This is a genomic window from Janthinobacterium sp. GW823-FHT01H08 (assembly GCF_058797855.1).
Map to the genome: position 1 here is coordinate 5,475,092 of NZ_CM179504.1, position 26,010 is coordinate 5,501,101.

Annotated in this window: 30 protein-coding genes; 15 read left to right on the forward strand and 15 right to left on the reverse strand. The window is 63.7% G+C overall.

Going from position 1 to position 26,010, the window contains the following annotated elements:
- Window positions 1-44: 44 nt before the first annotated feature.
- From AC3RCG_RS24520 to AC3RCG_RS24545, 6 genes are all read right to left on the reverse strand, one after another.
- Window positions 45-368, reverse strand: a complete 324-nt coding sequence (locus AC3RCG_RS24520) for a thioredoxin family protein (RefSeq protein ID WP_492402353.1) — start codon at window positions 366-368, stop codon at window positions 45-47.
- 18 nt (window positions 369-386) lie between these two features.
- Window positions 387-1,082 carry a fumarylacetoacetate hydrolase family protein gene (locus tag AC3RCG_RS24525; RefSeq protein ID WP_492402352.1) on the reverse strand — a complete coding sequence of 232 codons (696 nt, stop codon included), beginning with the start codon at window positions 1,080-1,082 and terminating at the stop codon, window positions 387-389.
- Between the two features lie 89 nt (window positions 1,083-1,171).
- Window positions 1,172-2,467 (reverse strand): MFS family transporter, encoded by a 1,296-nt coding sequence (locus tag AC3RCG_RS24530; RefSeq protein ID WP_070221044.1) that lies wholly within the window; start codon window positions 2,465-2,467, stop codon window positions 1,172-1,174.
- Between the two features lie 153 nt (window positions 2,468-2,620).
- On the reverse strand, window positions 2,621-3,823 hold the full coding sequence (gene pcaF / locus AC3RCG_RS24535) for a 3-oxoadipyl-CoA thiolase (RefSeq protein WP_492402351.1): 1,203 nt from the start codon (window positions 3,821-3,823) through the stop codon (window positions 2,621-2,623).
- A gap of 34 nt (window positions 3,824-3,857) precedes the next feature.
- Window positions 3,858-4,499 (reverse strand): 3-oxoacid CoA-transferase subunit B, encoded by a 642-nt coding sequence (locus AC3RCG_RS24540; protein ID WP_409027866.1) that lies wholly within the window; start codon window positions 4,497-4,499, stop codon window positions 3,858-3,860.
- A gap of 11 nt (window positions 4,500-4,510) precedes the next feature.
- The gene (locus tag AC3RCG_RS24545) at window positions 4,511-5,209 is read right to left on the reverse strand and encodes a 3-oxoacid CoA-transferase subunit A (protein ID WP_070220986.1); all 699 of its coding nucleotides are present in this window, start codon (window positions 5,207-5,209) and stop codon (window positions 4,511-4,513) included.
- A gap of 165 nt (window positions 5,210-5,374) precedes the next feature.
- Between AC3RCG_RS24545 and AC3RCG_RS24550 the strand changes: the two genes are divergently transcribed.
- Window positions 5,375-6,202 (forward strand): IclR family transcriptional regulator domain-containing protein, encoded by an 828-nt coding sequence (locus AC3RCG_RS24550; RefSeq protein ID WP_492402350.1) that lies wholly within the window; start codon window positions 5,375-5,377, stop codon window positions 6,200-6,202.
- Here the strand turns inward: AC3RCG_RS24550 and AC3RCG_RS24555 are convergent, their stop codons facing one another.
- From AC3RCG_RS24555 to AC3RCG_RS24570, 4 genes are read right to left on the reverse strand one after another with little or no spacing between them, the layout of a single operon-like run.
- Window positions 6,203-7,060, reverse strand: coding sequence for a ChaN family lipoprotein (locus AC3RCG_RS24555; RefSeq protein WP_492402349.1), 858 nt, complete (start codon window positions 7,058-7,060; stop codon window positions 6,203-6,205).
- 42 nt (window positions 7,061-7,102) lie between these two features.
- Window positions 7,103-7,534: a DUF6691 family protein gene (locus tag AC3RCG_RS24560; protein ID WP_492402348.1), complete on the reverse strand. Its 432-nt coding sequence runs from the start codon at window positions 7,532-7,534 to the stop codon at window positions 7,103-7,105.
- Window positions 7,531-7,956: a YeeE/YedE family protein gene (locus tag AC3RCG_RS24565; protein WP_492402347.1), complete on the reverse strand. Its 426-nt coding sequence runs from the start codon at window positions 7,954-7,956 to the stop codon at window positions 7,531-7,533. The genes AC3RCG_RS24560 and AC3RCG_RS24565 overlap by 4 nt, the downstream gene beginning before the upstream one ends.
- Before the next feature lie 7 nt (window positions 7,957-7,963).
- Window positions 7,964-8,317: an ArsR/SmtB family transcription factor gene (locus tag AC3RCG_RS24570; protein ID WP_035822023.1), complete on the reverse strand. Its 354-nt coding sequence runs from the start codon at window positions 8,315-8,317 to the stop codon at window positions 7,964-7,966.
- Window positions 8,318-8,650: 333 nt separating this feature from the next.
- Here AC3RCG_RS24570 and AC3RCG_RS24575 point away from each other — a divergent pair, with 333 nt between their 5' ends.
- A complete protein-coding gene (locus AC3RCG_RS24575; protein WP_139143763.1) occupies window positions 8,651-9,055 on the forward strand; it encodes a PEP-CTERM sorting domain-containing protein in 405 nt (134 codons plus the stop codon).
- A gap of 71 nt (window positions 9,056-9,126) precedes the next feature.
- On the opposite strand, the gene AC3RCG_RS24580 is transcribed toward AC3RCG_RS24575, so the two are convergent.
- Genes AC3RCG_RS24580 through AC3RCG_RS24595 form a run of 4 tightly spaced genes read right to left on the reverse strand, consistent with a single transcriptional unit; the run spans window position 9,127 to window position 11,870 of the window.
- A complete protein-coding gene (locus tag AC3RCG_RS24580) occupies window positions 9,127-9,306 on the reverse strand; it encodes a hypothetical protein (protein WP_070220996.1) in 180 nt (59 codons plus the stop codon).
- Window positions 9,303-9,704 carry a DUF3224 domain-containing protein gene (locus tag AC3RCG_RS24585; RefSeq protein ID WP_070310205.1) on the reverse strand — a complete coding sequence of 134 codons (402 nt, stop codon included), beginning with the start codon at window positions 9,702-9,704 and terminating at the stop codon, window positions 9,303-9,305. Before AC3RCG_RS24585 ends, AC3RCG_RS24580 begins: the two co-directional genes overlap by 4 nt.
- Window positions 9,704-10,291, reverse strand: a complete 588-nt coding sequence (locus AC3RCG_RS24590; RefSeq protein ID WP_070221000.1) for a DUF1697 domain-containing protein — start codon at window positions 10,289-10,291, stop codon at window positions 9,704-9,706. The genes AC3RCG_RS24585 and AC3RCG_RS24590 overlap by 1 nt, the downstream gene beginning before the upstream one ends.
- A 13-nt stretch (window positions 10,292-10,304) precedes the next feature.
- On the reverse strand, window positions 10,305-11,870 hold the full coding sequence (locus AC3RCG_RS24595) for a sensor histidine kinase (protein ID WP_492402346.1): 1,566 nt from the start codon (window positions 11,868-11,870) through the stop codon (window positions 10,305-10,307).
- A 207-nt stretch (window positions 11,871-12,077) separates the two neighbouring features.
- Between AC3RCG_RS24595 and AC3RCG_RS24600 the strand changes: the two genes are divergently transcribed.
- Together AC3RCG_RS24600 and AC3RCG_RS24605 are read left to right on the forward strand one after the other, a co-directional pair.
- Window positions 12,078-12,416, forward strand: coding sequence for a hypothetical protein (locus tag AC3RCG_RS24600; protein ID WP_070221004.1), 339 nt, complete (start codon window positions 12,078-12,080; stop codon window positions 12,414-12,416).
- On the forward strand, window positions 12,413-13,258 hold the full coding sequence (locus AC3RCG_RS24605) for an HDOD domain-containing protein (protein WP_492402345.1): 846 nt from the start codon (window positions 12,413-12,415) through the stop codon (window positions 13,256-13,258). The genes AC3RCG_RS24600 and AC3RCG_RS24605 overlap by 4 nt, the downstream gene beginning before the upstream one ends.
- A 166-nt stretch (window positions 13,259-13,424) precedes the next feature.
- Here the strand turns inward: AC3RCG_RS24605 and AC3RCG_RS24610 are convergent, their stop codons facing one another.
- Window positions 13,425-13,751 carry a hypothetical protein gene (locus AC3RCG_RS24610; protein WP_034746769.1) on the reverse strand — a complete coding sequence of 109 codons (327 nt, stop codon included), beginning with the start codon at window positions 13,749-13,751 and terminating at the stop codon, window positions 13,425-13,427.
- A gap of 650 nt (window positions 13,752-14,401) precedes the next feature.
- Here AC3RCG_RS24610 and miaB point away from each other — a divergent pair.
- The 11 genes from miaB (at window position 14,402) to AC3RCG_RS24665 (ending at window position 25,984) form a co-directional block, all read left to right on the forward strand.
- Window positions 14,402-15,769: a tRNA (N6-isopentenyl adenosine(37)-C2)-methylthiotransferase MiaB gene (miaB, locus tag AC3RCG_RS24615; RefSeq protein WP_492402344.1), complete on the forward strand. Its 1,368-nt coding sequence runs from the start codon at window positions 14,402-14,404 to the stop codon at window positions 15,767-15,769.
- The gene (locus tag AC3RCG_RS24620; protein ID WP_034746759.1) at window positions 15,766-16,830 is read left to right on the forward strand and encodes a PhoH family protein; all 1,065 of its coding nucleotides are present in this window, start codon (window positions 15,766-15,768) and stop codon (window positions 16,828-16,830) included. Before miaB ends, AC3RCG_RS24620 begins: the two co-directional genes overlap by 4 nt.
- Entirely contained in the window at window positions 16,814-17,284 is a 471-nt protein-coding gene (gene ybeY, locus AC3RCG_RS24625; RefSeq protein ID WP_070290452.1) for an rRNA maturation RNase YbeY, read from the forward strand. The genes AC3RCG_RS24620 and ybeY overlap by 17 nt, the downstream gene beginning before the upstream one ends.
- Window positions 17,285-17,449: 165 nt before the next feature.
- The gene (locus AC3RCG_RS24630; protein WP_492402343.1) at window positions 17,450-17,872 is read left to right on the forward strand and encodes a DUF4259 domain-containing protein; all 423 of its coding nucleotides are present in this window, start codon (window positions 17,450-17,452) and stop codon (window positions 17,870-17,872) included.
- A gap of 117 nt (window positions 17,873-17,989) precedes the next feature.
- Window positions 17,990-18,868, forward strand: coding sequence for a CorC family transporter (locus AC3RCG_RS24635; protein WP_034746750.1), 879 nt, complete (start codon window positions 17,990-17,992; stop codon window positions 18,866-18,868).
- 16 nt (window positions 18,869-18,884) lie between these two features.
- Entirely contained in the window at window positions 18,885-20,474 is a 1,590-nt protein-coding gene (gene lnt / locus AC3RCG_RS24640; RefSeq protein WP_492402342.1) for an apolipoprotein N-acyltransferase, read from the forward strand.
- 146 nt (window positions 20,475-20,620) lie between these two features.
- Complete coding sequence (gene glyQ / locus AC3RCG_RS24645; protein ID WP_070290459.1) at window positions 20,621-21,535, forward strand: glycine--tRNA ligase subunit alpha; 915 nt, start codon at window positions 20,621-20,623, stop codon at window positions 21,533-21,535.
- Between the two features lie 37 nt (window positions 21,536-21,572).
- On the forward strand, window positions 21,573-23,675 hold the full coding sequence (gene glyS, locus AC3RCG_RS24650) for a glycine--tRNA ligase subunit beta (RefSeq protein ID WP_121670434.1): 2,103 nt from the start codon (window positions 21,573-21,575) through the stop codon (window positions 23,673-23,675).
- Window positions 23,675-24,262 carry a D-glycero-beta-D-manno-heptose 1,7-bisphosphate 7-phosphatase gene (gene gmhB, locus AC3RCG_RS24655; protein ID WP_121670435.1) on the forward strand — a complete coding sequence of 196 codons (588 nt, stop codon included), beginning with the start codon at window positions 23,675-23,677 and terminating at the stop codon, window positions 24,260-24,262. Before glyS ends, gmhB begins: the two co-directional genes overlap by 1 nt.
- Window positions 24,263-24,278: 16 nt before the next feature.
- Entirely contained in the window at window positions 24,279-25,019 is a 741-nt protein-coding gene (locus AC3RCG_RS24660) for a lysophospholipid acyltransferase family protein (RefSeq protein ID WP_034746739.1), read from the forward strand.
- 44 nt (window positions 25,020-25,063) lie between these two features.
- The gene (locus tag AC3RCG_RS24665; RefSeq protein ID WP_492402341.1) at window positions 25,064-25,984 is read left to right on the forward strand and encodes a M48 family metallopeptidase; all 921 of its coding nucleotides are present in this window, start codon (window positions 25,064-25,066) and stop codon (window positions 25,982-25,984) included.
- Window positions 25,985-26,010 lie beyond the last annotated feature (26 nt).

Genomic DNA, 26,010 nt, shown 5'->3' on the forward strand with positions numbered 1-26,010 from the left:
TGCGCTAAGCCGACCTACGCCGACCTACGCCCACCTATACTGACCTACGCATCGATCAATGCAAAAGTCTGCTCGATCTCGCGGCTGTCGAGCGGACGCACCAGGCGCGCCACTTCCTGGCCATCTTTCAGGAAAATCAGGGTCGGCCACAGTTTCACGCGGAATGAGCGCCCCAGCGCGCGGCCGGGGCCGTCTTCCACGCGAATATGCGCTACCTCGGGGTGCTGCGCCAACGCGGCGGCCAGCGGCGCCTCGGTGGCGCGGCAGTGGCCGCACCAGCCCGTGCCGAATTCCAGCAGGGCCGGCCCCGCCAGGGCGTCGATCTCGGCGCGCATCGGTTGTGCTACGGAATATGTGTCGTTCATCATGCCGCCCTCCTTGTCCGCTCAGACCACTTTCACGCGCAGTTCGCCCAGGCCATCGATGGCGCCCACCAGCTCGTCGCCGCGCTGCACGGCCGCCACGCCGGCCGGCGTACCCGTGTAGATCAGGTCGCCCGGTTGCAAGGTGAAGTAGGTCGACAGGTCGGCGATGGTTTCGGCCACGTTCCAGATCAGCATATCGATGCTGCTGCTTTGACGCAGCTCGCCATTCACGCGCAAGGTGATGGCGGCATGCTGGACGTCACCCGCCTGAGCTGCCGGCGTGATGGGGCCGATGGGCGCCGAGTGCTCGAAGGCCTTGCCCGTCTCCCACGGACGGCCCAGTTTTTTCGCCGCGCCCTGCACGTCGCGGCGCGTCATGTCCAGGCCGATCGCATAACCCCACACGTGGCTCAGCGCATCGGCCGCGCCGATATCGCTACCGCCCTTGCCGATGGCCACCACCAGTTCCATCTCGTGCTGGAAATCCTGCGTCTGCGCCGGATACGGCAGCTCGCCCGTCGTGCCGGCTGGCACGGGCAGCACGGCGTCAGCCGGCTTCATGAAGAAAAACGGCGCCTCGCGGCCCGTATGGCCCATTTCCTTGGCGTGCTCGACATAGTTGCGGCCTACGCAATAGATGCGGTGGACGGGGAAAGTATCAACGCTGCCCGTGACGGGAACGCTGGGCTGGATAGGTGCGGGAATGACATACGACATGAAAACTCCTGATCGGCACGATAAAAGGCGGCGATGAAAAAGGGACACCGCAGTGTCCCCCACGCAGTGCCACCCATTTTACGACAACGTTACTTCAGCAGTCCCGAGCGGCTCGGGTCCGGCATGCGGATGGCGACGATGAAGGAAATCAGGCACATGACGGTCACGTACCAATAGAAATACTCTTCCACGTGCCAGGCCTTGAACTGCAGCGCCACGTATTCGGCCGAACCGCCGAACATCGCGTTGGCCACCGCATACGACAGCCCCACGCCCAGCGCGCGCACTTCGACGGGGAACATTTCCGCCTTGATCAGGCCGCTGATCGACGTGTAGAAACTGATGATGGCCAGCGCGATGATGATCAGGCCGAACGCCGCGTACGGGCTGGAAATATCCTTCAAGGCATGCATGATGGGCAGCACGCACAGGGTGGCCAGGCCGCCGAAGAACAGCATCGAGGTGCGGCGGCCGATGCGGTCGGACAAGGCGCCGAACACCGGCTGCAGAATCATGTAGACGAGCAAGGCGCAGGTCATGACGGCGCTGGCCGTCTTGGTATCCATGCCGGCCGTGTTGACCAGGTATTTCTGCATGTAGGTGGTGAACGTGTAGAACACGAGCGAACCGCCGGCCGTAAAGCCGAGTACCGTGATGAAGGCGCGCTTATGCTTGAGCAAACCGCGCAGGCTGCCCGCGTCCTTGTCCTTGCGCTCGCTGGCGGTGGTCGTTTCCGTCAGGGATTTACGCAGGTTCAGCGAGACGAGGGCCGCCAGGGCGCCAAACACGAACGGGATGCGCCAGCCCCAGGCGCGCAGCTCTTCCAGGGTCAGCAGTTGCTGCAAGACCACCAGCACCAGCAAGGCCAGCAGCTGGCCGCCGATCAGGGTCACGTACTGGAACGAGGCGAAGAAGCCGCGCTTGCCCGATTCCGACACTTCGCTCATGTAGGTGGCGCTGGTACCGTATTCGCCGCCCACGGACAGGCCCTGGAACAGGCGCGCCACCAGCAGCAGGAACGGCGCGAAGGCGCCGATGGTGTCATACGTGGGCATGACGGCGATCATCAGGGAGCCACCGCACATCATCAGCACGGAAATCATCATCGACTGGCGCCGGCCGTATTTGTCGGCGATGCGGCCGAACAGCCAGCCGCCTACGGGGCGCATCAGGAAGCCGGCGGCAAAGATGCCGGCCGTCTGCAGCAGCTGCGTGGTCGAGTTACCGGAAGGGAAGAAGGCGTGCGAGAAATACAGCGCGCAGAACGAGTAAATGTAGAAGTCGAACCATTCGACCAGGTTACCGGAAGAAGCGCCAATGATGGCCTTGATGCGCTGCTGGGAAGTCAGCTGCGCAACGTCATGCGGAGTATCGTGGGATGTCATATCAATCTTCTTGTTCGTGTGAAAAAGCCAACGCCAGCCAGGTTACCCGGGCTGGTTTTGCATCATACGCCCTTGATCAGGGTCAAAAAGCCGGCCGGCATACGGGTTAATACGTATCGCCGGCAACTATTTTTCGCCATCAGGCGCATGGAATCAGACCCGTTCCAGCACCAGCGCGATGCCCTGGCCCACGCCGATGCACATCGTACAGAGCGCATAGCGCCCGCCCGTGCGATGCAGCTGGTTGACGGCCGTCATGGCCAGGCGCGCACCGGACGCGCCCAGCGGGTGACCGAGGGCGATGGCGCCGCCGTTCGGGTTGACGCGCGGATCGTCGTCGGGCACACCCAGCTGGCGCAGCACGGCCAGGCCCTGGGCGGCAAACGCTTCGTTGAGTTCGATGACGTCGAAGTCGGCCAGGCTCAAACCCGTCATGGCCAGCACTTTCAGGGTGGCGGGCGCGGGGCCGATGCCCATGATGCGCGGCGCCACGCCGGCCGTGGCCATGGCCACGACACGGGCGCGCGGCGTCAAGCCAAAGCGGGCCGCGTTTGCCTCGTCGGCCAGCAGCAGGGCCGCCGCGCCATCGTTGACGCCGGATGCGTTGCCGGCCGTAATCGTACCGTCCGCGCGCACGACGGGTTTCAGTTTGGCCAGGGTATCGAGGGTGGTGGCGCGCGGATGCTCGTCGCGGCTGACAACAATGGGTTCGCCCTTCTTCTGCGCGATGCTGACGGGACAGATTTCGCTGTCGAACATGCCCGCCTGCTGCGCCGCCAGGGCTTTTACCTGGCTGGCCAGGGCAAACGCATCCTGGTCCGCGCGGCTGATGCCGAAGTCGGACGCCACGTTTTCCGCCGTCTCCGGCATCGAATCGACGCCGTACTGCGCCTTCATCAAGGGGTTGATGAAGCGCCAGCCGATGGTCGTGTCTTCCATTTTCATGCCGCGCGAAAAGGCGCTGTTGGCCTTGCCCATGACAAACGGCGCGCGGCTCATGCTTTCCACGCCGCCGGCGATCAGCAAGCCCGCTTCGCCGCTCTTGATGAAGCGCGCGGCGCTGCCGATGGCATCCAGGCCCGAGCCGCACAGGCGGTTCAGGGTGGCGCCCGGCACGCTGTCGGGCAATCCCGCCAGCAAGGCGGCCATGCGCGCCACGTTGCGGTTGTCCTCGCCCGCCTGGTTGGCGCAGCCGTACAGGACGTCCGTGACGGCCGTCCAGTCCACGTTGGGGTTGCGCGCCATCAAGGCACGGATGGGCACGGCGCCCAGGTCGTCGGCGCGCACGCCGGACAGGCCGCCGCCGTAGCGGCCGAATGGGGTGCGCTGGGCATCGCAGATGTATGCGTGGGTCATGTTCTTTCCTCCAAGAAAGTGTATTGATGGTGAGTTAGCGCGCGTCCGTCAGCGGCACGGCCGTCAAGGCTTGTAACTGTTCAAAACTCAGGCCATCGGCCAGTTCGACGACGGTGGCGCCAGCCGGTCCCAGGTCGAACACGGCCAGGTCGCTGTAGATGCGGCTCACGCACCCGATGCCCGTCAGCGGATAGCTGCAGGCCTGCACCAGCTTGCTTTCACCGCCCTTGGTCAGCAATTCCATCATGACCCAGGTTTTTTTCGCGCCGATGGCCAGGTCCATGGCTCCGCCCACGGCGGGAATGGCGTCGGGCGCGCCCGTGTGCCAGTTGGCCAGGTCGCCCGTGGCGGACACCTGGAAAGCGCCCAGCACGCAGATGTCCAGGTGGCCGCCGCGCATCATGGCGAAGCTGTCGGCGTGGTGAAAATAGCTGCCGCCCGCCAGCAGGGTGACGGGCTGCTTGCCCGCGTTGATCAGGTCGTAATCTTCCTCGCCCGGTGCGGGCGCGGGGCCCATGCCGATCACCCCGTTTTCGCTGTGCAGGATGATCTCCGCGCCAGCCGGCAAGTGGTTCGCCACCAGGGTCGGCAAGCCGATGCCCAGGTTCACGACGGCGCCTTCGTTGATATCGGCCGCCACACGGGCCGCCATCTGGTCTCGATTCCATTTATTCATGTTGATTTTCCTCAGGCTGCTTTGAAGCCGGCGGGGCCGGTGGCCGTGCGCGGCACTTGCACGATGCGCTGCACGAACAGGCCCGGCGTGATGACGTGTTCGGGGTCGATGCTGCCCAAGTCAAGCACCTCGTGCACGGAAGCAATGCTGACCTTGGCGGCCATGGCCATGATGGGGCCGAAGTTGCGCGCCGTCTTGCGGTAGGTCAGGTTGCCCCAGCGGTCGCCCTGCTCCGCCTTGATCAGCGCGAAGTCGGCGTGGATGGGCGACTCGAACACATACATGCGCCCGTCGATTTCGCGCGTTTCCTTGCCCTTGGCCAAGTCCGTGCCGTAGCCCGTGGGCGTAAAAAAGCCGCCGATGCCGGCGCCGGCGGCGCGGATGCGTTCGGCCAGGTTGCCCTGCGGCACCAATTCCAGCTCCAGCTTGCCCGCGCGGTACAGCCCATCGAAGACGTGGGAATCGGCCTGGCGCGGGAACGAGCAGATGATCTTGCGCACTTGCCCGTTTTTCAGCAGGGCGGCCAGGCCCGTGTCGCCATTGCCCGCATTGTTGTTGACGATGACGAGGTCGCGCGCGCCTTGGGCGATCAAGCCGTCGATCAGCTCGGCCGGCTGGCCCGCGCCGCCGAAGCCGCCAATCATGACGGTGGCGCCATCGTGGATATCGGCCAGCGCATCAAGCACGCTGGAACGCAGTTTGTCGATCATTGCGGTCTCCTCCCAATCAAACTCATTAGCCATTTGTTCGTATAACGAACAAATATTCGTATTTAGAACTTATTCGTGAGAATATGCCTGATCGGGGCGCTTGTCAATTTGCCGTTTTCGCCAGCGCCATGGCTATAATTGCCACCTTGCCCCATTGGAAATGCCATGACCGCACGCAGCAGCACCTCTCTTTCCACCGACGACACCGCCGATGCCGACGGCGCGCCGCGTCCCGGCGACAGCTATGTGCAATCGTTCGCGCGGGGCCTTGCCGTCTTGCGCAGCTTTGGCGCGGACGCGCCGCAGCAGACCTTGAGCGAAGTGGCGGAACGGGCGCAGCTGACGCGCGCGGGCGCGCGGCGCATCCTGCACACCTTGCTGCATCTCGGTTACGTGGAAGCGGATGGGCGGCTGTTCCGTTTGACGCCCAAGGTGCTCGACCTCGGTTACGCCTATCTGTCATCCTTGCCCGTGTGGACGCAGGCGCAGCCGCTGCTGGAAGAATTGATGCAGACCTTGCGCCAGTCGTGCTCGGCCACCGTGCTCGACGGCGACGACATCGTGTATGTCGTGCGCCTGTCCGCGCACCGCACCATGTCGATCAACCTGGGCATCGGCAGCCGCCTGCCCGCCTACTGCACCTCGATGGGCAGAGTGTTGCTGTCGGGCCTGGCGCCCGACGCGCTGCGCGAACGGCTGTCGAAGATGGCGCTGCTGAAGATCACGCCGGTGACCAAGGTCGATATTGATGTCTTGATGGAAGAGATTGCGCAAGTGCGGCGCCAGGGCTGGTGCCTGGTGCAGGAAGAGCTGGAACAGGGCTTGATCGCCCTGGCCGCGCCCGTGTTCGACCGGGCGGGCAAGGTGGTGGCGGCGATCAACGTCAGCGGCCAGACGGCGGGGCCGTCCGTGGCGCACCTGCTGGAGCACAGCCTGCCGAAACTGCTCGACACGGCCAGCCGGGTCAGCGCCCTGGTGCGGGTGCAGCAGTGATTATTTCCTGAATTTGGCGCACAAGTCCGGGCGCGGCTGCGCCGGCATCGTTTGCGTCAGGTCGAACGTGCCCTGGTAGCCGGCGACGCCCTGTTCCAGGTAGCCGATGCTGCGCAGGTTCAGTTGCGGGTCGGCCAGCTTCAGCCAGCGGGGCACGCCGATATCCTTGCGCACATGCACATTACCGGCGATCAACACCACGTCGCGCGGCGCCTGGTCGCGGATCAGCTTGGCCATCCAGATATCGCGCGCCACCTGGGCGTTGACGACACCGTTGATCATCATGTCGGGCAGCATATTGCAGCGGGCCGCCTGGGCTTCCTTCTTTTGCCCTTCCAGAATATCGGCCGGCACGGGCGCGGCCAGGTACGTGGCGACCATCGCGGGCGGCATGGACCACTGGATACCGTCGCGCACGATGCGCGAGGCATCGGCCGGCGACAGGTTGCCGGCGACCAGGGTCAGCTGGTAGCTGATGACGAGGTCCAGCACGGGCCGGTACAAGCTCCAGTCCCAGCGCGGCTGTTCCATCACGCGGATGATGCAATCGGGGTCGGCGCAATCGCGCGCGGCGCGCGTCAGCAGGGCCTGGTTTTCGCGGTCGAACTGCTCCATGACGATCACGGGACGCCAGCCGGCCGCCAGCCGGCGCTGCAATTCCGCGACCCTCAGGCGGTGGCCTTGCGCATTGTCATGCACTTCGCCGAGCAGCAGCACTTGCGGATTGGGCAAGGTGTCGGCCACGGGCGCGGGAGCGGGCGGGGCTTCCTTCTTCAGCAAGCCGCCGCAGGCGGACAGCGCCAGCATGCTGCACAGCAGGGCGGCGCGCGCGCCGGCGCGGAAAATCACGGTCTTCATGTAAGCAGTATCCAGAGTGGCGATGCGCCAGATTGTACCGTCTCAGGCCGGCGCAGGTGCCTTGCGGCGCTCCAGCACTTCAAAGAGCAGCATGCCGGCCAGCATGGCGCCGGTAAACAGCCAGGCCTTCGGCTGGCCCGCCAGCAACGACACGAGGGCGGGACCGGGACAGAAACCGGCGATGCCCCAGCCCGCGCCAAAGGCCAGGCTGCCCAGCAGCAAGCGCCGGTCGATGCGACGCGACGCGGGCAATTGCATGGGCTCACCCAGCAGCGAATTGCTGCGCCGGCGCGCCAGCCAGAAGGCAGGAAGGGCCACGCCGATGGCGCCGCCCATCACCAGCGCCAGCGATGGGTCCCAGGCGCCGGCCAGGTCGAGGAAACCGAGCACCTTGGCCGGGTTGGCCATGCCGGAGACGATCAGGCCCAGTCCAAAGACGAGGCCGCTCAACAGGGAAAGGATGAGCTTGCTCATAGGTGACGCAACAGATACACGGTGAGGAAACCGGCCGCCATGAAGGCACACGTGGCCGCCAATGAACGCGGTGACAGACGCGACAGGCCGCACACGCCGTGGCCGCTGGTGCAGCCGGCGCCGTAGCGCACGCCCACGCCCACCAGCAAGCCCGCCGCGATCAGGGCCGGCGTACCGGCGTCGATCTGCACGGGCGGCAAGGCTCGCCACAACTGCCACAGCAGGGGCGTGCCGATCAGGCCGGCGAGAAAGGCGATGCGCCAGCCCAGGTCGCCACTGCGCGGGCGCAGCAAGCCGCCGAGGATGCCGCTGATGCCGGCGATGCGGCCATTGAACAAGATCAATAGTGCCGCCGCCAGGCCGATCAGCATGCCGCCGGCCAGCGCGGCCCATGGCGTGAAGTGTGGCCAGTCGATAGTCATGGCAGGATCAGTCGGCTTCGTCGTTGAACGTGGGGCGCGGTGCGCAAAATTGCGCGTACAGCACTTGCAGCACGGCCAGCACGGGCGCGCTGGCGACGCGGTAATAGATCTGCTTGCCATCGCGCCGCGTGGCCACCAGCATCTCTTCGCGCAGCACGCCCAGCTGCTGCGACAGGGTCGGCTGGCCGATGCCCACTTTTTGCTCGAGGTCGCTGACGCAATGCTCGCCCTGCGATAGCTGGCACAGCAGCATCAACCGGTCGGCATTGCCCATGGCCTTGAGCAGCGAGCTGGCCTTGTAGGCCGAACCCCGCATGGCGTCGAGGTTGTATTCGGCGTGTTGTGTTGCGACTGTCTCCATCGTGCCCTCCCACAGGCGGTCATATTGAATAGCGTGCGATAAACAATATACTAATCAATATATTGTTTTCCTGCTGGCGATTCGCACAAAAAAACAACAGTGTTTTTCGGCGATAGCGTGCTTATGCAAAGTGTGCGGCAGCGATCATGTTTACGCTATCAAAATGACAAATATTCGTAATAAAGAGGAAATAAACGTATCAAAAATGTCACGATCTATGCTGTAATGGGAGGACAGCAGAAAAATCATGATACGCCCCCGTACAGGCGAATTGTCCGTCCATGCGCTAGCCGGTTTCGGCTGCGCCGCGCGGTGAACAACAGGGAGAGCACGATGAGAATCTATCAGCCGTTATGCGTGGCCTTGCTGGCGCTGTCGGCCAGCACGGGGAGCATGGCGGCAGTCAGCGACACGACGGCCGGCAAGCAGGAAGCCGGCGAACGCGTGACGATCGATGAAAGCATCAGCTTGAATAACAATCCTGGCTGGGAAACGCCGGACTTGCCGTATGCACGCCTGCTGGCCAGCAGCACCGCGACGGCGACACCGCACTGGAGCAGCAGTGGCGCGCGCCATGCGGCCCTGGCGCCGCCCAGGCCCACGACGGCCGCGACCGCACAGCAAACCAGCGTACCGGCCGCCGTGCCGGAAGCGAGCATGTACTCGATGCTGCTGGTGGGATTGGGCCTGGTGGCCTTGAGCCTGCACGGCGAAAAACAGGAAAAATTCGACAACTGACGGCGCCTGCGCTGGCAAGTGCGCTGCTGCAAAACATTCCGCCTGGTGCGGAATGTTTTTTGATGGCGTCCTCATTTATCGAGCAGGCGGCAGACCCGTTCGATATTCCCCACCGGAATGCCGGACTTCAGGGCGCGCGCGATGCAGCCCGCCTTGTCCGGGCCCGAGGCGGAAATGAGCACGAAGGCCGTCACCACCGCGCTGATGGCGACGAGCACGATCAAGACGCCCTTGACGATATCCCAGTTCATGGCGTCTCAACAATATCATACGTAAAATCATAATAATGCTTGCCCTCCTCGATGCGGATGGCCAGGCTGCCGGTGAGTCCTTGCAACTGGCCCGTACCCGTATCGGGCACCACCGTCACAGACAAGGCGGGCGCGCCGCGCGTCATGCTGCCGCTGTGCTGCAAATAAAAACTGCCGTGGCGCCCGTCCAAAGTGCCTTCCACCCGTTCCAGCGCCACATAGCCTGCCGAACCGGTCACGCTGGCACGCGCGCTGAGCATCTCGCCCTGCGCGCTGGCGTCGAGGGCGCCGTGGTAGCGCTTGGCTAGCGACAAGCGTCCCAGCCCCGACTGCGCGGCCGTGTCAGACAAGGCTTCCGGACGGATGATGACGTCGAATGTCCCTGAAATGGAAGGCATCAGTGCTCCTTGGTAAATGAGGATATGGCTGCCGCATCCGCTCCGTTCAGCAGCGCATGCAATTTCTGCATGGTGGCCCAGTTGCGCGAGGTGACGCCGTCGCCCAGCAGCACACCGAGCGCCGCCACCACCTTGCTGGCCAGCACGCCATCGGGACACCAGGCATACGCGGCCCAGCGGCCCAGCGCCAGCGCTTCGGGCTGCCACGACTGCTGCAAGAGCGGCGTCAGGCGCTGCACGTCGGCCGGATTGTTCAGCACCAAGGTCAGCAGGCGTGCCGCATCGGTCGCCGGCGCCAGGGTGTTTTGTTCGACCAGTTCGGCAAACTGGCTGGCCGACAGCACCGTCACCCTGGCCGCCACGCCCAGTTTCAGCACCAGCGCTTCCTCGATGCGGGCAGCAGCCTCGGCCGGCGCCACCGCTCCCCCGTCATACACGACGTTGCCGCTGTTGAGTACCGTACGCACCTGCGCAAAACCGAGGTCGCCCAGCAGCTTGCGCAGGTCGGCCATGGCCACGCGCTTGGCGCGACCCACATTGATCCCGCGCAAAAGCGCCACTTGCTGACTGTTTTCTATCTGTGCCATGTCATCTCCTTGACTATGCCTGGCTGCTGGTGCTTTCCGGCAACGGCGTCACCGTGGGCAGGCGCAGCAGGAACGTCGCGCCCTGCCCCAAGGTGCTGCTGACCGTGATGGTGCCGCCAAACTGCTTGGCAATCAAGTTGAACACGATATTCAAGCCTAGCCCCGTGCCGCCCTGCCCGCGCCGCGTGGTGACAAACGGATCGAACACGCGGTCGAGCATGTCGGGCGCGATGCCGCGGCCGTTGTCGCGCACCTGCATGGCGATCGCGTCGCCGTCGCGGCGCACGCCGATATGGATATTGCCCGCCGTGTCCGCATCAAAGGCGTGCTCGACACAGTTCAAGACCAGGTTGGTCAGCACCTGCGCCAGCGCACCCGGATAGCTGTCGAGCATGATGTCAGGCGGGCAATCGATATCGATGCTGATGCGCGTCTTTTTCAGGGTTGGCTGCAGGCTCGAGATCACCTCGCCGATATAGTCGCGCAATTCAAACAAACGGCGCGCCTCGCTGACCTGGTCGACGGCGATCTGCTTGAAGCTGTGGATCAGGTGTGCGGCCCGGTAGGCATTGTTCATGATCAGCCGCGCGCTTTCGCCGGCCGTTTCCAGGTAGCGCACGATGTCGGTCTTCTTCACGCTGCCGCCAGCCACCGCCGCGCTGATGTTATCGGTGGCTTCCTTCAGCACCGAAGCGCTGGTCAGCGCGATGCCGACCGGGGTGTTGATTTCATGCGCCACGCCGGCCACCAGGCTGCCCAGCGAGGCCAGGCGTTCCGATTGCAGCAACGATTCCTGCGCGCGGCGCAGCTCGTCCATGGCCTGCGCCGTTGCCTGCTGCGAACGGCGCGCCATGTCCTCCGCCTCGCGGCTGCCCTCGATGATGGACTTGAGCTTGCGCTGCACGGCATTGAAGCCGCGGATCACATCGCCCAGTTCGTCGCGCCGGTTTTCCGGCAGCTCTTCGACCTCGTCGCTGCCGCGCGTGGCCAGGTCGAACAAGCCGTCGCGCAACTGTTTCAGGGGCCCGAAGACGATGCGCAGACTCAGCGCCAAGGCGCCCACGAGGATGATGTCAAGCAGCAACACTTCCAGTACCTTGCGCCGCACTTCGCTGCGCAAGGCCGCATCGATCTGCGCACGGCTGAAATTGACGATGACCTTGCCGACAATCACCGGCTTGCCGCCCGAGGCCGCCGCCACGGCGTCGCGGAACACCAGCGGCGCCTCGACGGGCGTGCCACCCATGGCCACGTCCGCCTCAAGCGGCACCAGCGTGCCGGCCGCGTCGCGCACCTCGCCGGCAAACAAACCGACCGAGGCGTCATAGACGCGGATGCCGACCAGTTCCGGCGGCAGCATTTCGGCCGCCACGATGCTGTCGACCTTGGATTTGTCGAGGTCCCACAGGGCGGACGGCAAGCTGGTCTGCAAGCGCGTGAGCACGCCGCTGCGCAGGCGCGCGCTGCCCGATTCGAGTTCCTTGCTCAAGGTATATTGGGTATAGCTGCCGGAAATGCCCAGCACCAAGGTGACGATCACGACAAAAAGCAGGGTCAGCCGGACTTGGATACTCACCATCAATCAACACTCCCCGGGCCAGGCCAGCCGCCAGCCCGCGGCGCGGGCGCAGATACGTCAGCAATGCAAGGGCCTGATTCAAATGTACGGTATGACATGCTTATTGGCAAGATTTACAGCATTCCCAGTTTCGATAGAGACTTTGATGCAGGTTGAGACATTGCGTCATGGCAATGGTAATATCCCGCAATCATCTAAGGAGTCGTCATGGCGGTCACGCATCAACATCTACCCCTGGAACAAGTTCGTCCCGGCATGATCTTGTCGGATGTCTTGCTCGATGCGCATGGACAAGTGCTGTTGCCGCAAGGCGCGGTATTGACGGAAAACATGCTGGCTCTGATGCCCCGCCACAACATCGACATGCTGCCGATCCAGGCGCCGCCCCCGTCGCCGGAAGAAATCGCCGCGCAGCAGGCGGCCGACAGCGAACGGCTGGCCTACCTGTTCCGCAAGCATGACCCGGACGATCCCCTCGATGCGGCCACCACCTTGCTGCGCAACTATGTCACGGCTTACCGCCTGGGCACGGGAGAGGCCGCATGAGCACCCAGCTGACGCTCGACGATATCGTCGCCCACCTCGATGACCTGCCTTCGCTGCCCGCCGTCGTCATGGAACTGCTCAACAGCATAGACCAGGAAGACGTCGATATTTCCGTGCTGGCAAAAAAAGTGTCGTATGACCAGGCGCTGACGGCAAAAACCCTGCGCCTGGCCAACTCATCGCACTATGGCCTGCAAGTGAAGGCCACCACCATCCAGCAGGCGATCACTTACCTGGGCTTCCAGACCACGCGCAGCCTGATCACCTCGGCCGCCATCACGGGCTGCTTCCCGGAAGGCCGCTGCCCCGGTTTCGACGACAAGGCCTTCTGGCGCCATTCGGTGGCGACGGCCGCCTGCGCCAAGGTGCTGGCGCGGCAGATCCGTTTCAACCAGGATTACGCATTCACGGCCGGCTTGCTGCACAACATCGGACGGCTGGTGCTGGTCAGCAGCTTTCCCGCGCACTACGCGCAAGTCATCGCACACCAGGCCGCGCACGATTGCAGCCTGCTCGAAGCGGAACAGGCCGTGCTGGGCGTGGACCACGTGCAGGCGGCCGTGGCCCTGGCCGAACACTGGAACTTTTCCGACACCATGCGCCTGGCGCTGGGCAACTACCTGCAGCCGGAAGCGCCGGGGGCAGGCTTTCTCGCGTCGCTGATCCACGTGGCCCATGCGATTGTCTGCGCGCTCGACCTGGCGCAGGCAGGCGACGACATAGTGCCGCGCGTCTCGCCGGTGGCCTGGGATGCGCTGGGCCTGGGCGAAGACGCGTATCTGCAGCTGTTCCGCGAAACGGAACTGCGCTACGACGAAATCACCTCGGCACTGCTGAGCTGATCAATATCCTCACAAGGCCGCAAACGCAAACGGCTCTCGCTGCGAAGCGAAAGCCGTTATGGGTACTGCGATACATCCATGTTACCCGGTCCATGCTGCCCGGTCCACGCCAGCCTGTTGCCGCCAGCAGGTACGCAAGCGGCACAGTCAGCGCGCAACCGCCACATCAGTGCGCGTAATTCGATTCTTGCGCATCACCGCGGTCTTCCGCTTTTGGACGGCCCTGGGCGTCGGACAGACGATACTTGGTGCGGCGGTCGCCCATCAAGTCGCGCAGGTCGCGGATGCTCATGCCCGTCACTTCGTGCATGCGGATCAGCAGCGAGGCGCCGACCGGCAAGCGGTGGTGGCGGATCTTGCTGATGACCGGTGGCGCCACTTCAAGCAGGCGCGACAGGGCTGCATCATTCTTCAGCTGCATCTTGCTCAGCAGAATATCCAGCAGGTGGTTCGGGTTGTAACTCTCTTGCGATGCTAATGCATGATGTGCCATGATTTTTCCTCGTCTGGTGAATGTAGAAAATAATGCCGATACGAACTTAAGGCTGGCTTAGAGTGTTTAAATAAACGTCCTTCCAACTGATTCAGCCTTCCCCCGCCTTTTTCCTTATCGCACTGCCCGCACAGGACTCGCACAGCCACGCCCGGCCAACGTACGCAACTTGCCGCGTGAGTAAAAGCACTGCAACCCACCAAAATGAATTGCATATAAGACAATATACTAGTCCAAACACGCAGCATCTGCGCCTCGCGCAAACTTCCTGATTGTTAAATATCAATCAATCTGCTGGTTGGCTTGGCAACGATGCTATTTCAACACATTAGGATGCCAGCGGGCGCACACAAGGCTTTGCAGCAACTTGTTACAAATCAATGGTGCCGTACAGCAATAAATGCTTTTCAGCATCGCCGTTCCGGGCGCCTTGTTCACACCGCAACCGTGCCGGCAAGATCAGCACGACATGGCCCGTGCCGGCGATTTACGCTAAACTATGGCCTGAACTTGCAGCGAGCCTGCCACCGGGCAGCCAGAGGCGCCCGGCCGGTCATCCACCGCGCCCAACCCTGAGCGGCCCCCTGCGCCGCAGCATCCTGCCCACCCATCTTGTTTGCCGCCACATTTACCGATAAGCGCCCGACTCCATGCAGAAAAAAGTATTCATTAAAACCTTCGGCTGCCAGATGAACGAGTATGACTCGGACAAGATGGCCGACGTGCTGGGCGCCTCCGATGGCCTGGTGCGCACCGACACGCCGGAAGACGCCGACGTCATCCTGCTCAACACCTGCTCCGTGCGCGAAAAGGCGCAGGAAAAAGTGTTTTCCGACCTGGGCCGTCTGCGCGAGCTGAAACTGGCCAAGCCGCACCTCCTGATCGGCGTGGGCGGCTGCGTGGCCTCGCAGGAAGGCGAGGCCATCGTCAAGCGCGCGCCGTATGTCGACATGGTGTTTGGCCCGCAAACCCTGCACCGCCTGCCGCAGATGATCGAACTGCGCCGCGCCAGCGGCGATGCGCAAGTGGACATCAGCTTCCCGGAAATCGAAAAGTTCGACCACATGCCGCCGGCCAAGGTGGAAGGCGCTTCGGCGTTCGTCTCCATCATGGAAGGCTGCAGCAAATATTGCAGCTACTGCGTCGTGCCCTACACGCGCGGCGAGGAAGTGTCGCGCCGCTTCGAGGACGTGCTGACGGAGGTGGCGGGCCTGGCCGCCCAGGGCGTCAAGGAAATCACCCTGCTGGGGCAAAACGTGAATGCCTACCGGGGCGCGATGGAAGGCGGCGAGATCGCCGACTTCGCCCTGCTGCTCGAATACGTGGCCGACATTCCCGGCATCGAACGCATGCGCTTCGTCACCAGCCACCCGAAGGAATTCACGCAGCGCCTGATCGACGCCTACGCGAAGATCCCGCAGCTGGTCGACCATCTGTACCTGCCGGCGCAGCACGGTTCCGACAAGATCCTCGGCGCCATGAAGCGCGGCTACACGGGCCTCGAATACAAGTCCATCATCCGCCGCATCCGCGCCGTGCGCCCGAACATGGCTATTTCGTCCGACTTCATCGTGGGCTTTCCTGGCGAGACGCAGGCCGACTTCGACGCCATGATGAAGCTGATCGCGGACGTGGGCTTCGACAACAGCTACAGCTTCATCTTCAGCAAGCGCCCCGGCACGCCGGCCGCCAGCCTGGAAGATGACACGCCGCACGAGATCAAGCTGGCCCGGCTGCAGCAGCTGCAGGCGGCCATCGACGCCAATACGCGCAAATACAGCCTGGCCATGGTGGGCACGGTGCAAACCATCGTCGTCGAAGGCCGCTCCAAAAAGGATACAGACGATAGCGAGCTGCAAGGCCGCACCGAGAACAACCGCGTGGTCAATTTCGACGCCGGCCCGGACGGTTTGCAATTGATCGGCCAGCTGGTCGACGTGCGCATCACCGAAAGCCACTCCTACACCCTGCGCGGCGAACTTGTCGCCAGCGCCCCCGCATTGAAAAGAGCCAGTTGAAAACCAAAGCCCCGATACAGCCGCATTACTTCATCCCCGAGCCGCTCGACAACACGCGCCTGGCGCATCTGTGCGGACCGCTCGATGAAAACCTGCGCCAGATTTCCGCCGCCCTCGACGTGACGATTTTCCGCCGCGGCGAGAAATTCATCGTCGGCGGCAGCAACGCCGAGCGCGCCGTGGAAATCCTCGAACAGTTCTACGCCATCGCCAACAAGGTCGTGCCGCTGGAAGAAGTGCAACTGGCCCTGGTGGAACAGCGCGCGGGCCTGTCCGCCGCCTCGGAACACCACGCCAACGCGCCTGCCAGCACTTTTGTGGAACCGGACATCGCCAGCCCCGTGCTGAAAACGCGGCGCTCCGACCTGCGCGGACGCACGCCGCACCAGATCGCCTATTTGCGCGACATCCTCGAACACGACATCAGCTTCGGCGTGGGTCCGGCCGGCACGGGCAAGACCTACCTGGCCGTCGCCTGCGCCGTCGACGCGCTCGAGCGCGACGCCGTCAAGCGCATCATCCTGACGCGCCCCGCCGTCGAAGCGGGCGAGCGCCTGGGCTTTTTGCCGGGCGACCTGGCGCAAAAGGTCGACCCCTACCTGCGCCCCCTGTACGACGCGCTGTACGATTTGCTGGGCTTTGACCGCACGCAGAAGCTGTTTGAAAAACAGGTGATCGAGATCGCCCCGCTGGCCTACATGCGCGGGCGCACCCTGAACCACGCGTTTGTCATCCTCGACGAGGCGCAAAACACCACCGTCGAACAGATGAAGATGTTTTTGACGCGCATCGGCTTCGGCAGCAAGGCCGTGGTGACGGGCGACGTGACGCAGGTCGACCTGCACAAGAGCCAGACAAGCGGCCTGATCGACGCCGTGCACGTATTGAAAGACGTGCGCGGCATCGGCTTCACGCAATTTAACAGCACCGACGTGGTACGCCATCCGCTCGTCGCGCGCATCGTCGACGCTTATGAAACGGCGCAGGCGGCCAATGCCGACGCCGCCCACCTGCCCTCCTTATTGAAACCAGCCGCCGCCAAAAATGTCCGAAAAAAATAAACTGTCCTTGTCCGTGCAATACCCGGATGCCCGTCTGGAAACCCTGATCACGCGCCCGAAAGTGCGCCGCTGGGTCAAGGCGGCCCTGTTCGCCCCGGCCGAATTCACCATCCGCTTCGTCGACGCAGAAGAAGGCCGCAGCCTGAACCGCGACTACCGCGAAAAGGACTACGCCACCAACGTGCTGACCTTCGCCTACAACGAAGGCGAAGAATTAAGCGACGACGAGCCGACGCGCGCCGACATCATCCTGTGCACGGACGTGCTGGAAAAGGAAGCGGCCGAGCAAAAGAAGAGCGTGGAAGAACACACGGCCCATCTGATCGTGCACGGCGTGCTGCATGCGCAGGGCTACGACCACATGGATGACGAGGAAGCTAGCGAAATGGAAGGGCTGGAGACGGAGATCCTGGCCAAACTCGGCATTGCCGATCCGTACGCGGACCCAAAATAAACCGCGCAGATTGGGGCGGTCGGTAGGTCGGGTAGGTCGGGTTAGCCCGCAGGGCGTAAGCCGACAACATCCGTCAACGTAACCGGAGCACCACAGTGTCAGATTACGCTGCGCTAATCTGACCTACGTACAAATAGCGCCAACGCGCGCACACAAGGACATACTATGGGCACCTGGGCCACTGACGCCTTCGGCAACGACTACGCCATGGATTGGGCGCAGGATTTGCACGAATATAAAACCCTGGAACTGGTCGAGACGACGCTCGACAACGTCATCGACAGCACGGAAGCGGAACTGGAAGCGCCGTTCGCCGCCGAGGCGCTGGCCGCGCTGGAAGTGATCGCACGCCTGCTCGGCAAGCCGGGCGAGGACGACCCGGCCACGGCCGAGGTTGACGAATGGGTGGCCGCCTGCAAGAAGAAAGTCACGCCGCCGCTGCTGGAAAAGGCGCGCCTGGCCTTCGACAAGATCACGGCCGAAGCGTCGGAACTGCGCCAGCTGTGGCAGGACAGCGAACACTTTGCCGACTGGCAGGCCGACGTGGCGCACTTGCGCGCGCGCGTGCTGGGCCCGGAAGCGGCGTAAAAGATCGCGCAACGGCGCACTTCAACGTATTAAATTTGCATCAAAAGCGGGGAAATCCGGTATTCCCCCACTTTTGGTGTATCCTATATCCCTTCGCAACAACGGCTCACGCCTCCTATGCCCGAGCACCCTAGTGGCGTCAGAACTGACGTCAAGCCCCACCGGTCACTGTTTGAACGCCTGACCGCACTCATTTCCCCCGAGCCAGAGAACCGTGCAGAATTGCTCGAAGTTCTACACGATGCGCATGAACGCAAGCTGATCGACGCCGACGCCCTGTCGATGATCGAAGGCGTGTTCCAGGTGTCGGATCTCTGTGCGCGCGACATCATGATTCCCCGTTCGCAAATGGATGTCATCGACATCAGCAAGCCGATCGAGGAATGGATGCCGGAAGTCCTGTCCACCGCCCACTCGCGCTTCCCCGCGATCGAAGGCGAGCGCGACAAGGTCATCGGCATCCTGCTGGCGAAAGACTTGCTGCGTTATTACGCAGAAGAAACTTTCGACGTGCGTGACATGCTGCGCCCCGCCATCTTCATCCCCGAATCGAAACGCCTGAATGTGCTGCTGCGCGATTTCCGCGCCAACCACAATCACATGGCCATCGTCGTCGATGAATACAGCGGCGTCGCCGGCCTGATCACCATCGAAGACGTGCTGGAACAGATCGTCGGCGATATCGAGGACGAATACGACTTCGACGAAGCCGAGGACAATATCCTCTCGCTCAAGGAAGGCCAGTTCGGCCCCCGCTGGAGGGTCAAGGCGCTGACCGAGATCGAACAGTTCAACGAAGAAGTGGGCAGCCACCTGGTCGACGACGACGTCGACACCATCGGCGGCCTGGTCTCGAAGTACCTGGGCCGCATGGCGCACAAGGGCGACATCTTCGACTTGGGCAATTTGCGCTTCGAGGTGCTGCGCGCCGATGCGCGCCAGGTGCACGTGCTGCTCGTCGAGCGCCTGCCCAATGTGCCGGAACTGGAACTCTGACATGCGCGTGCTGTAAATGCGTTTCAGACGCGCCGACCCCAACGCCCCCGCCAAACCGCCCCGCAGCACCTGGGCGCGCATGCTGACTGCCGCCGTCGCCGGCGCCGTCGCCGTGCTGGCGTTCGCCCCTTTCGGCTACTGGCCGCTGCAAATCCTCAGCCTGGGCGTGCTGTTCTACCAGGTGCTGCGCGCGGCAAACGTCAAGGCCGGTGCACTGATCGGCTGGGCCTACGGCTTCGGCTGGTGCGCGGCCGGCACGCACTGGCTGTATATCTCGATGCACCGCTATGGCGACATGGCCGCGCCGATCGCCGCCATCGCCGTGGCCTTGCTGGCCCTCTTGATGGCCATCTACGTGGCCCTGGCCATGGGCGTGGCCGCCTGGCTGCGCCAGCGCTGGGTGCTGTCCCTGCCCGCCATGACCTTGCTGGTGCTGCCCGCCACGTGGACCTTGTTCGAATGGACGCGCGGCTGGCTGTTTACGGGTTTCCCGTGGCTGGCCACCGGCTATGCCCACAATACCAGCCCGCTGGGCGGCTTTGCCCCCATCGTCGGATCGTACGGCCTGGGCTGGCTGGCGGCGCTGTCCGCCGGCGCCCTGCTGCTGCTAATCCACCCCTTGCACCGCACGCGCTGGAGCGCGCTGGGCGGCGTCATCGCCCTGTACGCGGCCGGCGTTGGCTTGCAATACGTGAACTGGACCCACCCGGTCGGGCGCCCCATCACCGTGCGCCTGTTGCAGGGCAATGTCCCGCAGCAGCAGAAATTCGACCCCGGCTTCGTGCTGGGCGCCCTGCAGATGTACCAGAGCGCCATCACCAGCGCGCCGGCCGACCTGATCGCCACGCCGGAAACGGCCGTCACCGTGCTGCCGCACCAGCTGCCGCCCGGCTATCTCGATAGCCTGGCGACGTATGCGCAGCAGACGGGCAGCACGATTTTGGTCGGCATGCCCGTGCTCGACGAGCAGCAGCGCTTCTACAATGCGGCCCTGGGGATTTCCCCCAACGGCGCGGGCGGTCCCTACTACCAGTACCGCAAGCACCATCTGGTGCCGTTCGGCGAATTCGTGCCGCCCGGCCTGCACTGGTTCGTCGCCATGATGGCCATCCCGCTGGGCGACATGGGCCGCGGCGCCGAGGTGCAGGCGCCGCTGCAGGTGCGCGACCAGCTGGTGCTGCCGAATATCTGCTACGAAGACTTGTTTGGCGAAGAAATCGCCGGCCAGCTGGCCAGCGCCCACCGCCACGGCAAGCAATCGGCGTCCGTGCTGCTCAATATCTCGAACCTGGCCTGGTTCGGCGACTCGATCGCCATCCCCCAGCATCTGCAGATTTCGCAGATGCGCAGCCTGGAAACGGGCCGCCCCATGCTGCGCTCGACGAACACGGGCGCCACCGCCGTCATCGACGGCAAGGGCGTGGTGCAAAGCCTGCTGCCGCCGGAACAGCAAGCCACGCTGGCGGCCAAGGTGCAGGGCATGGGCGGCATGACGCCATACATTCTGTATGGCAACAAACTGGTGCTGGCCCTGGCCGCGCTGGCCCTGCTGACGGCCTTCCTGCTGTCGCGCGCCGCCCGCCGTGGCCGCGCCGCGCAGCAATAAGCGGCCGATATTGCCCGAAGAGTCACAGTGGGCCCGTAAAAACCGCTAAAATTAGCAAAACCCCGGCCCGGACGCGCTTGTTAGCGGCGTGCGGGCTTCAAGCAAACCTTAACAGCGCGCAGTCTCCCGCGCGGCGAACTCATACGATGCTCACATTTCAACAAATTATCCTGACCTTGCAAACCTATTGGGACAAGCAAGGTTGCGCCCTGCTCCAGCCATACGACATGGAAGTCGGCGCCGGCACCTTCCACACCGGTACCTTCCTGCGCGCGATCGGTCCGGAACCGTGGCGCGCCGCGTATGTGCAGCCGTCGCGCCGCCCGAAGGATGGCCGCTATGGCGAAAACCCGAACCGCATGCAGCACTACTACCAGTACCAGGTCGTGTTGAAGCCGGCGCCGGAAAACATCCTCGACCTGTATCTGGGTTCGCTGGCCGCGCTGGGCCTGGACCTGAAGCAGAATGACGTGCGCTTCGTCGAAGACGACTGGGAAAGCCCGACCCTGGGCGCCTGGGGCCTGGGCTGGGAAGTCTGGCTGAACGGCATGGAAGTGACCCAATTTACCTACTTCCAGCAAGTGGGCGGCCTCGATTGCAAGCCCGTGCTGGGCGAGATCACCTACGGCATCGAACGCCTGGCCATGTATCTGCAGGGCGTGGAAAACGTGTATGACCTGGTGTGGACAGAGTGGGAAGAAAACGGTATTACGAAAAAACTGACCTACGGCGACGTCTTCCACCAGAACGAGGTGGAGCAATCGACCTACAACTTCGAGCACGCGAACACGGACCTGCTGTTCGAACAGTTCGGCAACTACGAAGCGGAAGCGAAGCGCCTAATCGAACTGCAACTGACCCTGCCCGCCTACGAGAAGATCATGAAGGCCTCGCACAGCTTCAATATGCTCGACGCGCGCGGCGCCATCTCGGTGACGGAACGCGCCGCCTACATCGGCCGCGTGCGCACCCTGTCGCGCCTGGTGGCGCAAGCGTACTACGACTCGCGCGAGCGCCTCGGTTTCCCGATGCTGCCCGCCGCAGACCAAGCCGCCGCCTAATTCGAGCCTCCACACCGCCGTACCTGACAAGAACACCATGAACCAAACACTGCTCATCGAACTGCTGACCGAAGAACTGCCGCCGAAAGCGCTGGCCAAACTGGGCGCCGCCTTCACGGCCGGCATCGTCAACGGCCTGAAAACGCGCGACTTCCTGGAAGCCGACAGCGTCGCCACCAGCTACGCCTCGCCGCGCCGCCTGGCCGTCTCCATCACCAACGTGCGCGAAGTCTCGCCCGACAAATCGATCCGCGAAAAAGTCCTGCCCGTCTCCGTAGCGCTGGACGCGAACGGCAACGGCACGCCGCCGCTGGCCAAGAAACTGGCCGCGCTGGGCTTCCCCGATCTGACGGTGGCCGAGCTGGAACGCGCCGCCGACGGCAAGGCGGAAAGCTTCTTCTACACCTACACGGCGCCGGGCAGCCAGCTCGCCACAGGGGCGCAGGCCGCATTGACGGAATCGGCCGCCAAGCTGCCGATTCCAAAACTGATGAGCTATCAGCGTCCGGACGGCACCACCGTGCAGTTCGTGCGCCCGGCCCACAGCCTGATCGCCCTGCACGGCATCAATATCCTGCCATTGACCCTGCTGGGCTTGACGGCCGGCCGCACCACCCTGGGCCACCGCTTCCTCACCGACGGCGAACCGATCACCATCGCGCACGCGGAAAACTATGCGCCCTCGCTGATTCTCAACGCCAGCGTCATCGCCAGCAACGAGGAACGCAAGGAGCGCATCCGCGCCCAGCTGCTGGACAAGGCCGGCGCCGACCAGGTGCTGATGCCCGAAGCGCTGCTCGATGAAGTCACGGCCCTGGTCGAATGGCCGGTCGTGTATGAGTGCCACTTCGAGGAAGAATTCCTGGCCGTGCCGCAGGAATGCCTGATCCTCACGATGCAGACGAACCAGAAATACTTCGCCCTGACGGACAGCGAAGGCAAGCTGCGCTCGCGCTTTTTGATCGTCTCGAACATCGAGACGGACACGCCCGAGCACATCATCGGCGGCAACGAGCGCGTCGTGCGCCCGCGCCTGTCCGACGCCAAGTTCTTCTTCGAGCAGGACAAGAAGAAGACCTTGGCATCGCGTCTGCCGCTGCTGGCCAACGTCGTCTACCACAACAAGCTGGGCACGCAAGCGGCCCGCACAGAGCGCGTCAAGTCGCTGGCCGGCGCCATCGCCGCCAAGCTGGGCTACGACGTGGCGCTGGCCGAACGCGGCGCCCTGCTGGCCAAGGCCGATCTGCTGACCGACATGGTGGGCGAATTCCCCGAACTGCAAGGCATCATGGGCACGTACTACGCGCGCCATGACGGCGAACCGGAAGAAGTGGCGCTGGCCGCCTCCGAACACTACCAGCCGCGCTTTGCCGGCGACAGCCTGCCGTCCACCGCCACCGGCACCGCCGTGGCCCTGGCCGACAAGCTCGAAACCCTGGTCGGCATCTGGGCCATCGGCCTGGCGCCGACAGGCGACAAGGACCCGTTTGCGCTGCGCCGCCACGCCCTGGGCGTGCTGCGCATGCTGCTGGAAAAACGCCTGCCATTGTCGATCCAGGGCTTGCTGGCGGACGCCGCCGCGCAGTTCGCGTCGGTGCCCGGCTTCAAGGACCCCGTCGCGGATGTGACCACCTTCATGCTGGACCGCCTGCGCGGCATCCTGCGCGAGCGCGGTTTCTCGCCGAATGAAATCGAAGCCGTCGTGGCGCAGAATCCCGACCGCCTGGACGACATCGTGCAGCGCCTGGAAGCCGTGCAGGCGTTTGCCGCGCTGCCGGAAAGCGCCTCGCTGGCAGCGGCCAACAAGCGCATCACGAACATCCTGAAAAAGAACGAGGAAGCCGTGAGCCAGGTCGCCGCCGGTGGCGTCAACGTGGCGCTGCTGCAGGACGAGGCGGAGAAAAAACTGGCCGCCGCCGTCTCGCGCGTGCAGCCGGAAGTCGACGCGGCCTTTGCCAAGGGCGACTTCACCAGCACCCTGCAAACCCTGGCGCAGCTGCGCGATGACGTCGATGGCTTCTTCAACGACGTGATGGTGATGGCCGAGGATGTCGCCCTGCGCAACAACCGCCTGGCCTTGCTGTCGTCCTTGCACGGCATGATGAACCGCGTGGCCGACATTTCCAAGCTGGCGGCATAATGGGCACTCCGGCGCTGAAACTGATTATTCTCGACCGCGACGGCGTCATTAATCATGACTCGCCGGACTTCATCAAGTCGCCGGCCGAATGGCTGCCCATCCCCGGTTCGCTCGAAGCGATAGCCCGCCTGAACCAGGCCGGCTATCGCGTCGTAGTCGCCTCGAACCAGTCCGGCATCGCGCGCGAATACTTCGACATGACGGTGCTCAACGCGATCCACCAGAAGATGCACACCCTGGCGCAGCAGGTGGGCGCCGATATCGACGCCATCTTCTTTTGCCCGCATGCGGGCGCGGACAATTGCGACTGCCGCAAGCCGAAACCGGGCATGTTCCATGAAATCTCGCAGCGTTACAACACCAGCCTGCGAGGCGTGCCCACCGTTGGCGATTCGCTGCGCGACCTGCAGGCCGGCTTCATCAGCGGCTGCGTGCCCTACCTGGTCTTGACGGGCAAGGGCGAAAAAACCAACGAGACGGGTGGCCTGCCGCCCGGCACTCAGGTCTTCCCCGACCTGGCCGCCGTCGTGAACCACCTGCTCAAGGCGCCCGCCACACCGGCGCCCACCGTGGCATTCAGTATCTAATCTTCGGAGAACCGCATTGCGTAATATTTCCCTGTTCCTGCGATCACTGCTGTTCATGATCATCATGATCGTGGCCACCATCGTCTGGGCCTGCGTGTGCTTTTTTGCCGCGCCATTGAGCTACAACAAGCGCTATTGGGTCACCTCGCGCTGGAATGTGTTTATCCTGTGGTGCGCCAAGGTCATTTGCGGCATCCGCTATGAAGTCAAGGGCGCCGAGAACTTCCCGGACGCGCCGGCCATCGTGCTGTCGAAGCACCAGTCGGCATGGGAAACCATCTTCTTGCTGCCCAGCCTGCCCCGTCCGCTCGTATATGTGTTCAAGAAGGAGATCCTGTACATCCCCTTCTTCGGCTGGGCCATGGCGCTGCTGCGCATGATCCCCATCGACCGCAAGCAGGGCAAGCATGCGTTCAAGAGCGTGGTCGCACATGGCAAGCGCCGGCTGGCCGATGGCCAATGGATTATCATGTTCCCTGAAGGTACCCGCATTCCCGTGGGCCAGGCGGGCAAGTACAAGAGCGGCGGCACGCGTCTGGCCATCGCCACGGGCGCCGTGGTGGTGCCGATTGCGCATAATTCAGGCGAGTGCTGGCCCAAGCAGTCATTCCTCAAACGCCCGGGACTGATCACCGTCTCGATAGGCAAACCGATTTCGCCGGAAGGGCAAACCCCGGACAGCATGATGCAACAGGTGGAAAATTGGATAGAATCAGAAATGCGCGTCATTTCGCCTCACGCCTACAACGCTGGCTAGACGGCATCAGCGCGGTCATCCAGGAGCCGACACTGCGCCAGCAGATGAAGACCATCAAGGTCGGCGACCAACAACTGGATTTGTTCGCGCATGACGTCTCGACCAGCACGCCCCCGGCGGTGCGCCCCACGGCACCGCCAGCGCCGCCCGTGGTGCCACCGGTAGTGGCGCCCGCGCCGCCCATCGTTCGCCCTGCCCCGCCTCCCCTGCCTTCCCCGCCACGCACCGCCGATGGCCCGCCACTGCGCCAGCTGCAGCTGGGCAGCCACCTCGTCGAATTCGCCCTGCGCCGCTCCACGCGCCGTTCCATCGGCTTCATGATCGACGATAACGGTTTGCGCGTCACCGCGCCCAAGCGCGTCACCCTGGCCGAAATCGACAACGCCATCCGCGCCAAGCAAGGCTGGATCGTCTCGAAACTGCTGGAACGGGGCGAGCGCAAGGTACAGCGCCAGCAGCGCCCGCCCGTGGCATGGGTCGATGGCGCCGTGCTACCCTACCTCGGTGGCGAGATCACCTTGCGATTGCACCAGGCGCCGCGCCACCGCGCCAGCTTTCAGCGCGATACCAATGAGCTGCACGTGTGGGTCACGCCCACGGGCAGCGAGCAGCAATTGAAGGAAAAAGTGAAGGGCTGGTTCCAGCACGAGGCTCGCCAGCTGTTCGAAGCACGGCTGGACCTGTATGCGGACAAGCTGGGCGTGCGCTACGATTCGCTGTCGCTGTCGTCGGCCGGCACGCGCTGGGGCAGCTGCACCATCGAGCGCAAGATCCGCCTGAACTGGCGCCTGATCCACTTCGCCCTGCCGCTGATCGATTACGTCGTGGCGCACGAACTGTCGCACCTGCTGGAAATGAACCACAGCCCCCGCTTCTGGGCCACCGTGGAATCGATTTATCCCGATTACGATGGGGCCAAGCAGGCATTAAGGAAGCGCTCGCAAGAACTGCCGGTGTTGTTTTAACGGTACTCCGACCAAACGGCGCAAAG

Excerpts from the sequence above, each read along its gene's own strand:
- AC3RCG_RS24520 (WP_492402353.1), bottom strand. The coding sequence starts at position 368 with ATGATGAACGACACATATTCCGTAGCACAACCGATGCGCGCCGAGATC.
- AC3RCG_RS24525 (WP_492402352.1), bottom strand. The coding sequence starts at position 1,082 with ATGTCGTATGTCATTCCCGCACCTATCCAGCCCAGCGTTCCCGTCACG.
- AC3RCG_RS24530 (WP_070221044.1), bottom strand. The coding sequence starts at position 2,467 with ATGACATCCCACGATACTCCGCATGACGTTGCGCAGCTGACTTCCCAG.
- pcaF (WP_492402351.1), bottom strand. The coding sequence starts at position 3,823 with ATGACCCACGCATACATCTGCGATGCCCAGCGCACCCCATTCGGCCGC.
- AC3RCG_RS24540 (WP_409027866.1), bottom strand. The coding sequence starts at position 4,499 with ATGAATAAATGGAATCGAGACCAGATGGCGGCCCGTGTGGCGGCCGAT.
- AC3RCG_RS24545 (WP_070220986.1), bottom strand. The coding sequence starts at position 5,209 with ATGATCGACAAACTGCGTTCCAGCGTGCTTGATGCGCTGGCCGATATC.
- AC3RCG_RS24550 (WP_492402350.1), top strand. The coding sequence starts at position 5,375 with ATGACCGCACGCAGCAGCACCTCTCTTTCCACCGACGACACCGCCGAT.
- AC3RCG_RS24555 (WP_492402349.1), bottom strand. The coding sequence starts at position 7,060 with ATGAAGACCGTGATTTTCCGCGCCGGCGCGCGCGCCGCCCTGCTGTGC.
- AC3RCG_RS24560 (WP_492402348.1), bottom strand. The coding sequence starts at position 7,534 with ATGAGCAAGCTCATCCTTTCCCTGTTGAGCGGCCTCGTCTTTGGACTG.
- AC3RCG_RS24565 (WP_492402347.1), bottom strand. The coding sequence starts at position 7,956 with ATGACTATCGACTGGCCACACTTCACGCCATGGGCCGCGCTGGCCGGC.
- AC3RCG_RS24570 (WP_035822023.1), bottom strand. The coding sequence starts at position 8,317 with ATGGAGACAGTCGCAACACAACACGCCGAATACAACCTCGACGCCATG.
- AC3RCG_RS24575 (WP_139143763.1), top strand. The coding sequence starts at position 8,651 with ATGAGAATCTATCAGCCGTTATGCGTGGCCTTGCTGGCGCTGTCGGCC.
- AC3RCG_RS24580 (WP_070220996.1), bottom strand. The coding sequence starts at position 9,306 with ATGAACTGGGATATCGTCAAGGGCGTCTTGATCGTGCTCGTCGCCATC.
- AC3RCG_RS24585 (WP_070310205.1), bottom strand. The coding sequence starts at position 9,704 with ATGCCTTCCATTTCAGGGACATTCGACGTCATCATCCGTCCGGAAGCC.
- AC3RCG_RS24590 (WP_070221000.1), bottom strand. The coding sequence starts at position 10,291 with ATGGCACAGATAGAAAACAGTCAGCAAGTGGCGCTTTTGCGCGGGATC.
- AC3RCG_RS24595 (WP_492402346.1), bottom strand. The coding sequence starts at position 11,870 with ATGGTGAGTATCCAAGTCCGGCTGACCCTGCTTTTTGTCGTGATCGTC.
- AC3RCG_RS24600 (WP_070221004.1), top strand. The coding sequence starts at position 12,078 with ATGGCGGTCACGCATCAACATCTACCCCTGGAACAAGTTCGTCCCGGC.
- AC3RCG_RS24605 (WP_492402345.1), top strand. The coding sequence starts at position 12,413 with ATGAGCACCCAGCTGACGCTCGACGATATCGTCGCCCACCTCGATGAC.
- AC3RCG_RS24610 (WP_034746769.1), bottom strand. The coding sequence starts at position 13,751 with ATGGCACATCATGCATTAGCATCGCAAGAGAGTTACAACCCGAACCAC.
- miaB (WP_492402344.1), top strand. The coding sequence starts at position 14,402 with ATGCAGAAAAAAGTATTCATTAAAACCTTCGGCTGCCAGATGAACGAG.
- ybeY (WP_070290452.1), top strand. The coding sequence starts at position 16,814 with ATGTCCGAAAAAAATAAACTGTCCTTGTCCGTGCAATACCCGGATGCC.
- AC3RCG_RS24630 (WP_492402343.1), top strand. The coding sequence starts at position 17,450 with ATGGGCACCTGGGCCACTGACGCCTTCGGCAACGACTACGCCATGGAT.
- AC3RCG_RS24635 (WP_034746750.1), top strand. The coding sequence starts at position 17,990 with ATGCCCGAGCACCCTAGTGGCGTCAGAACTGACGTCAAGCCCCACCGG.
- lnt (WP_492402342.1), top strand. The coding sequence starts at position 18,885 with ATGCGTTTCAGACGCGCCGACCCCAACGCCCCCGCCAAACCGCCCCGC.
- glyQ (WP_070290459.1), top strand. The coding sequence starts at position 20,621 with ATGCTCACATTTCAACAAATTATCCTGACCTTGCAAACCTATTGGGAC.
- glyS (WP_121670434.1), top strand. The coding sequence starts at position 21,573 with ATGAACCAAACACTGCTCATCGAACTGCTGACCGAAGAACTGCCGCCG.
- gmhB (WP_121670435.1), top strand. The coding sequence starts at position 23,675 with ATGGGCACTCCGGCGCTGAAACTGATTATTCTCGACCGCGACGGCGTC.
- AC3RCG_RS24665 (WP_492402341.1), top strand. The coding sequence starts at position 25,064 with ATGAAGACCATCAAGGTCGGCGACCAACAACTGGATTTGTTCGCGCAT.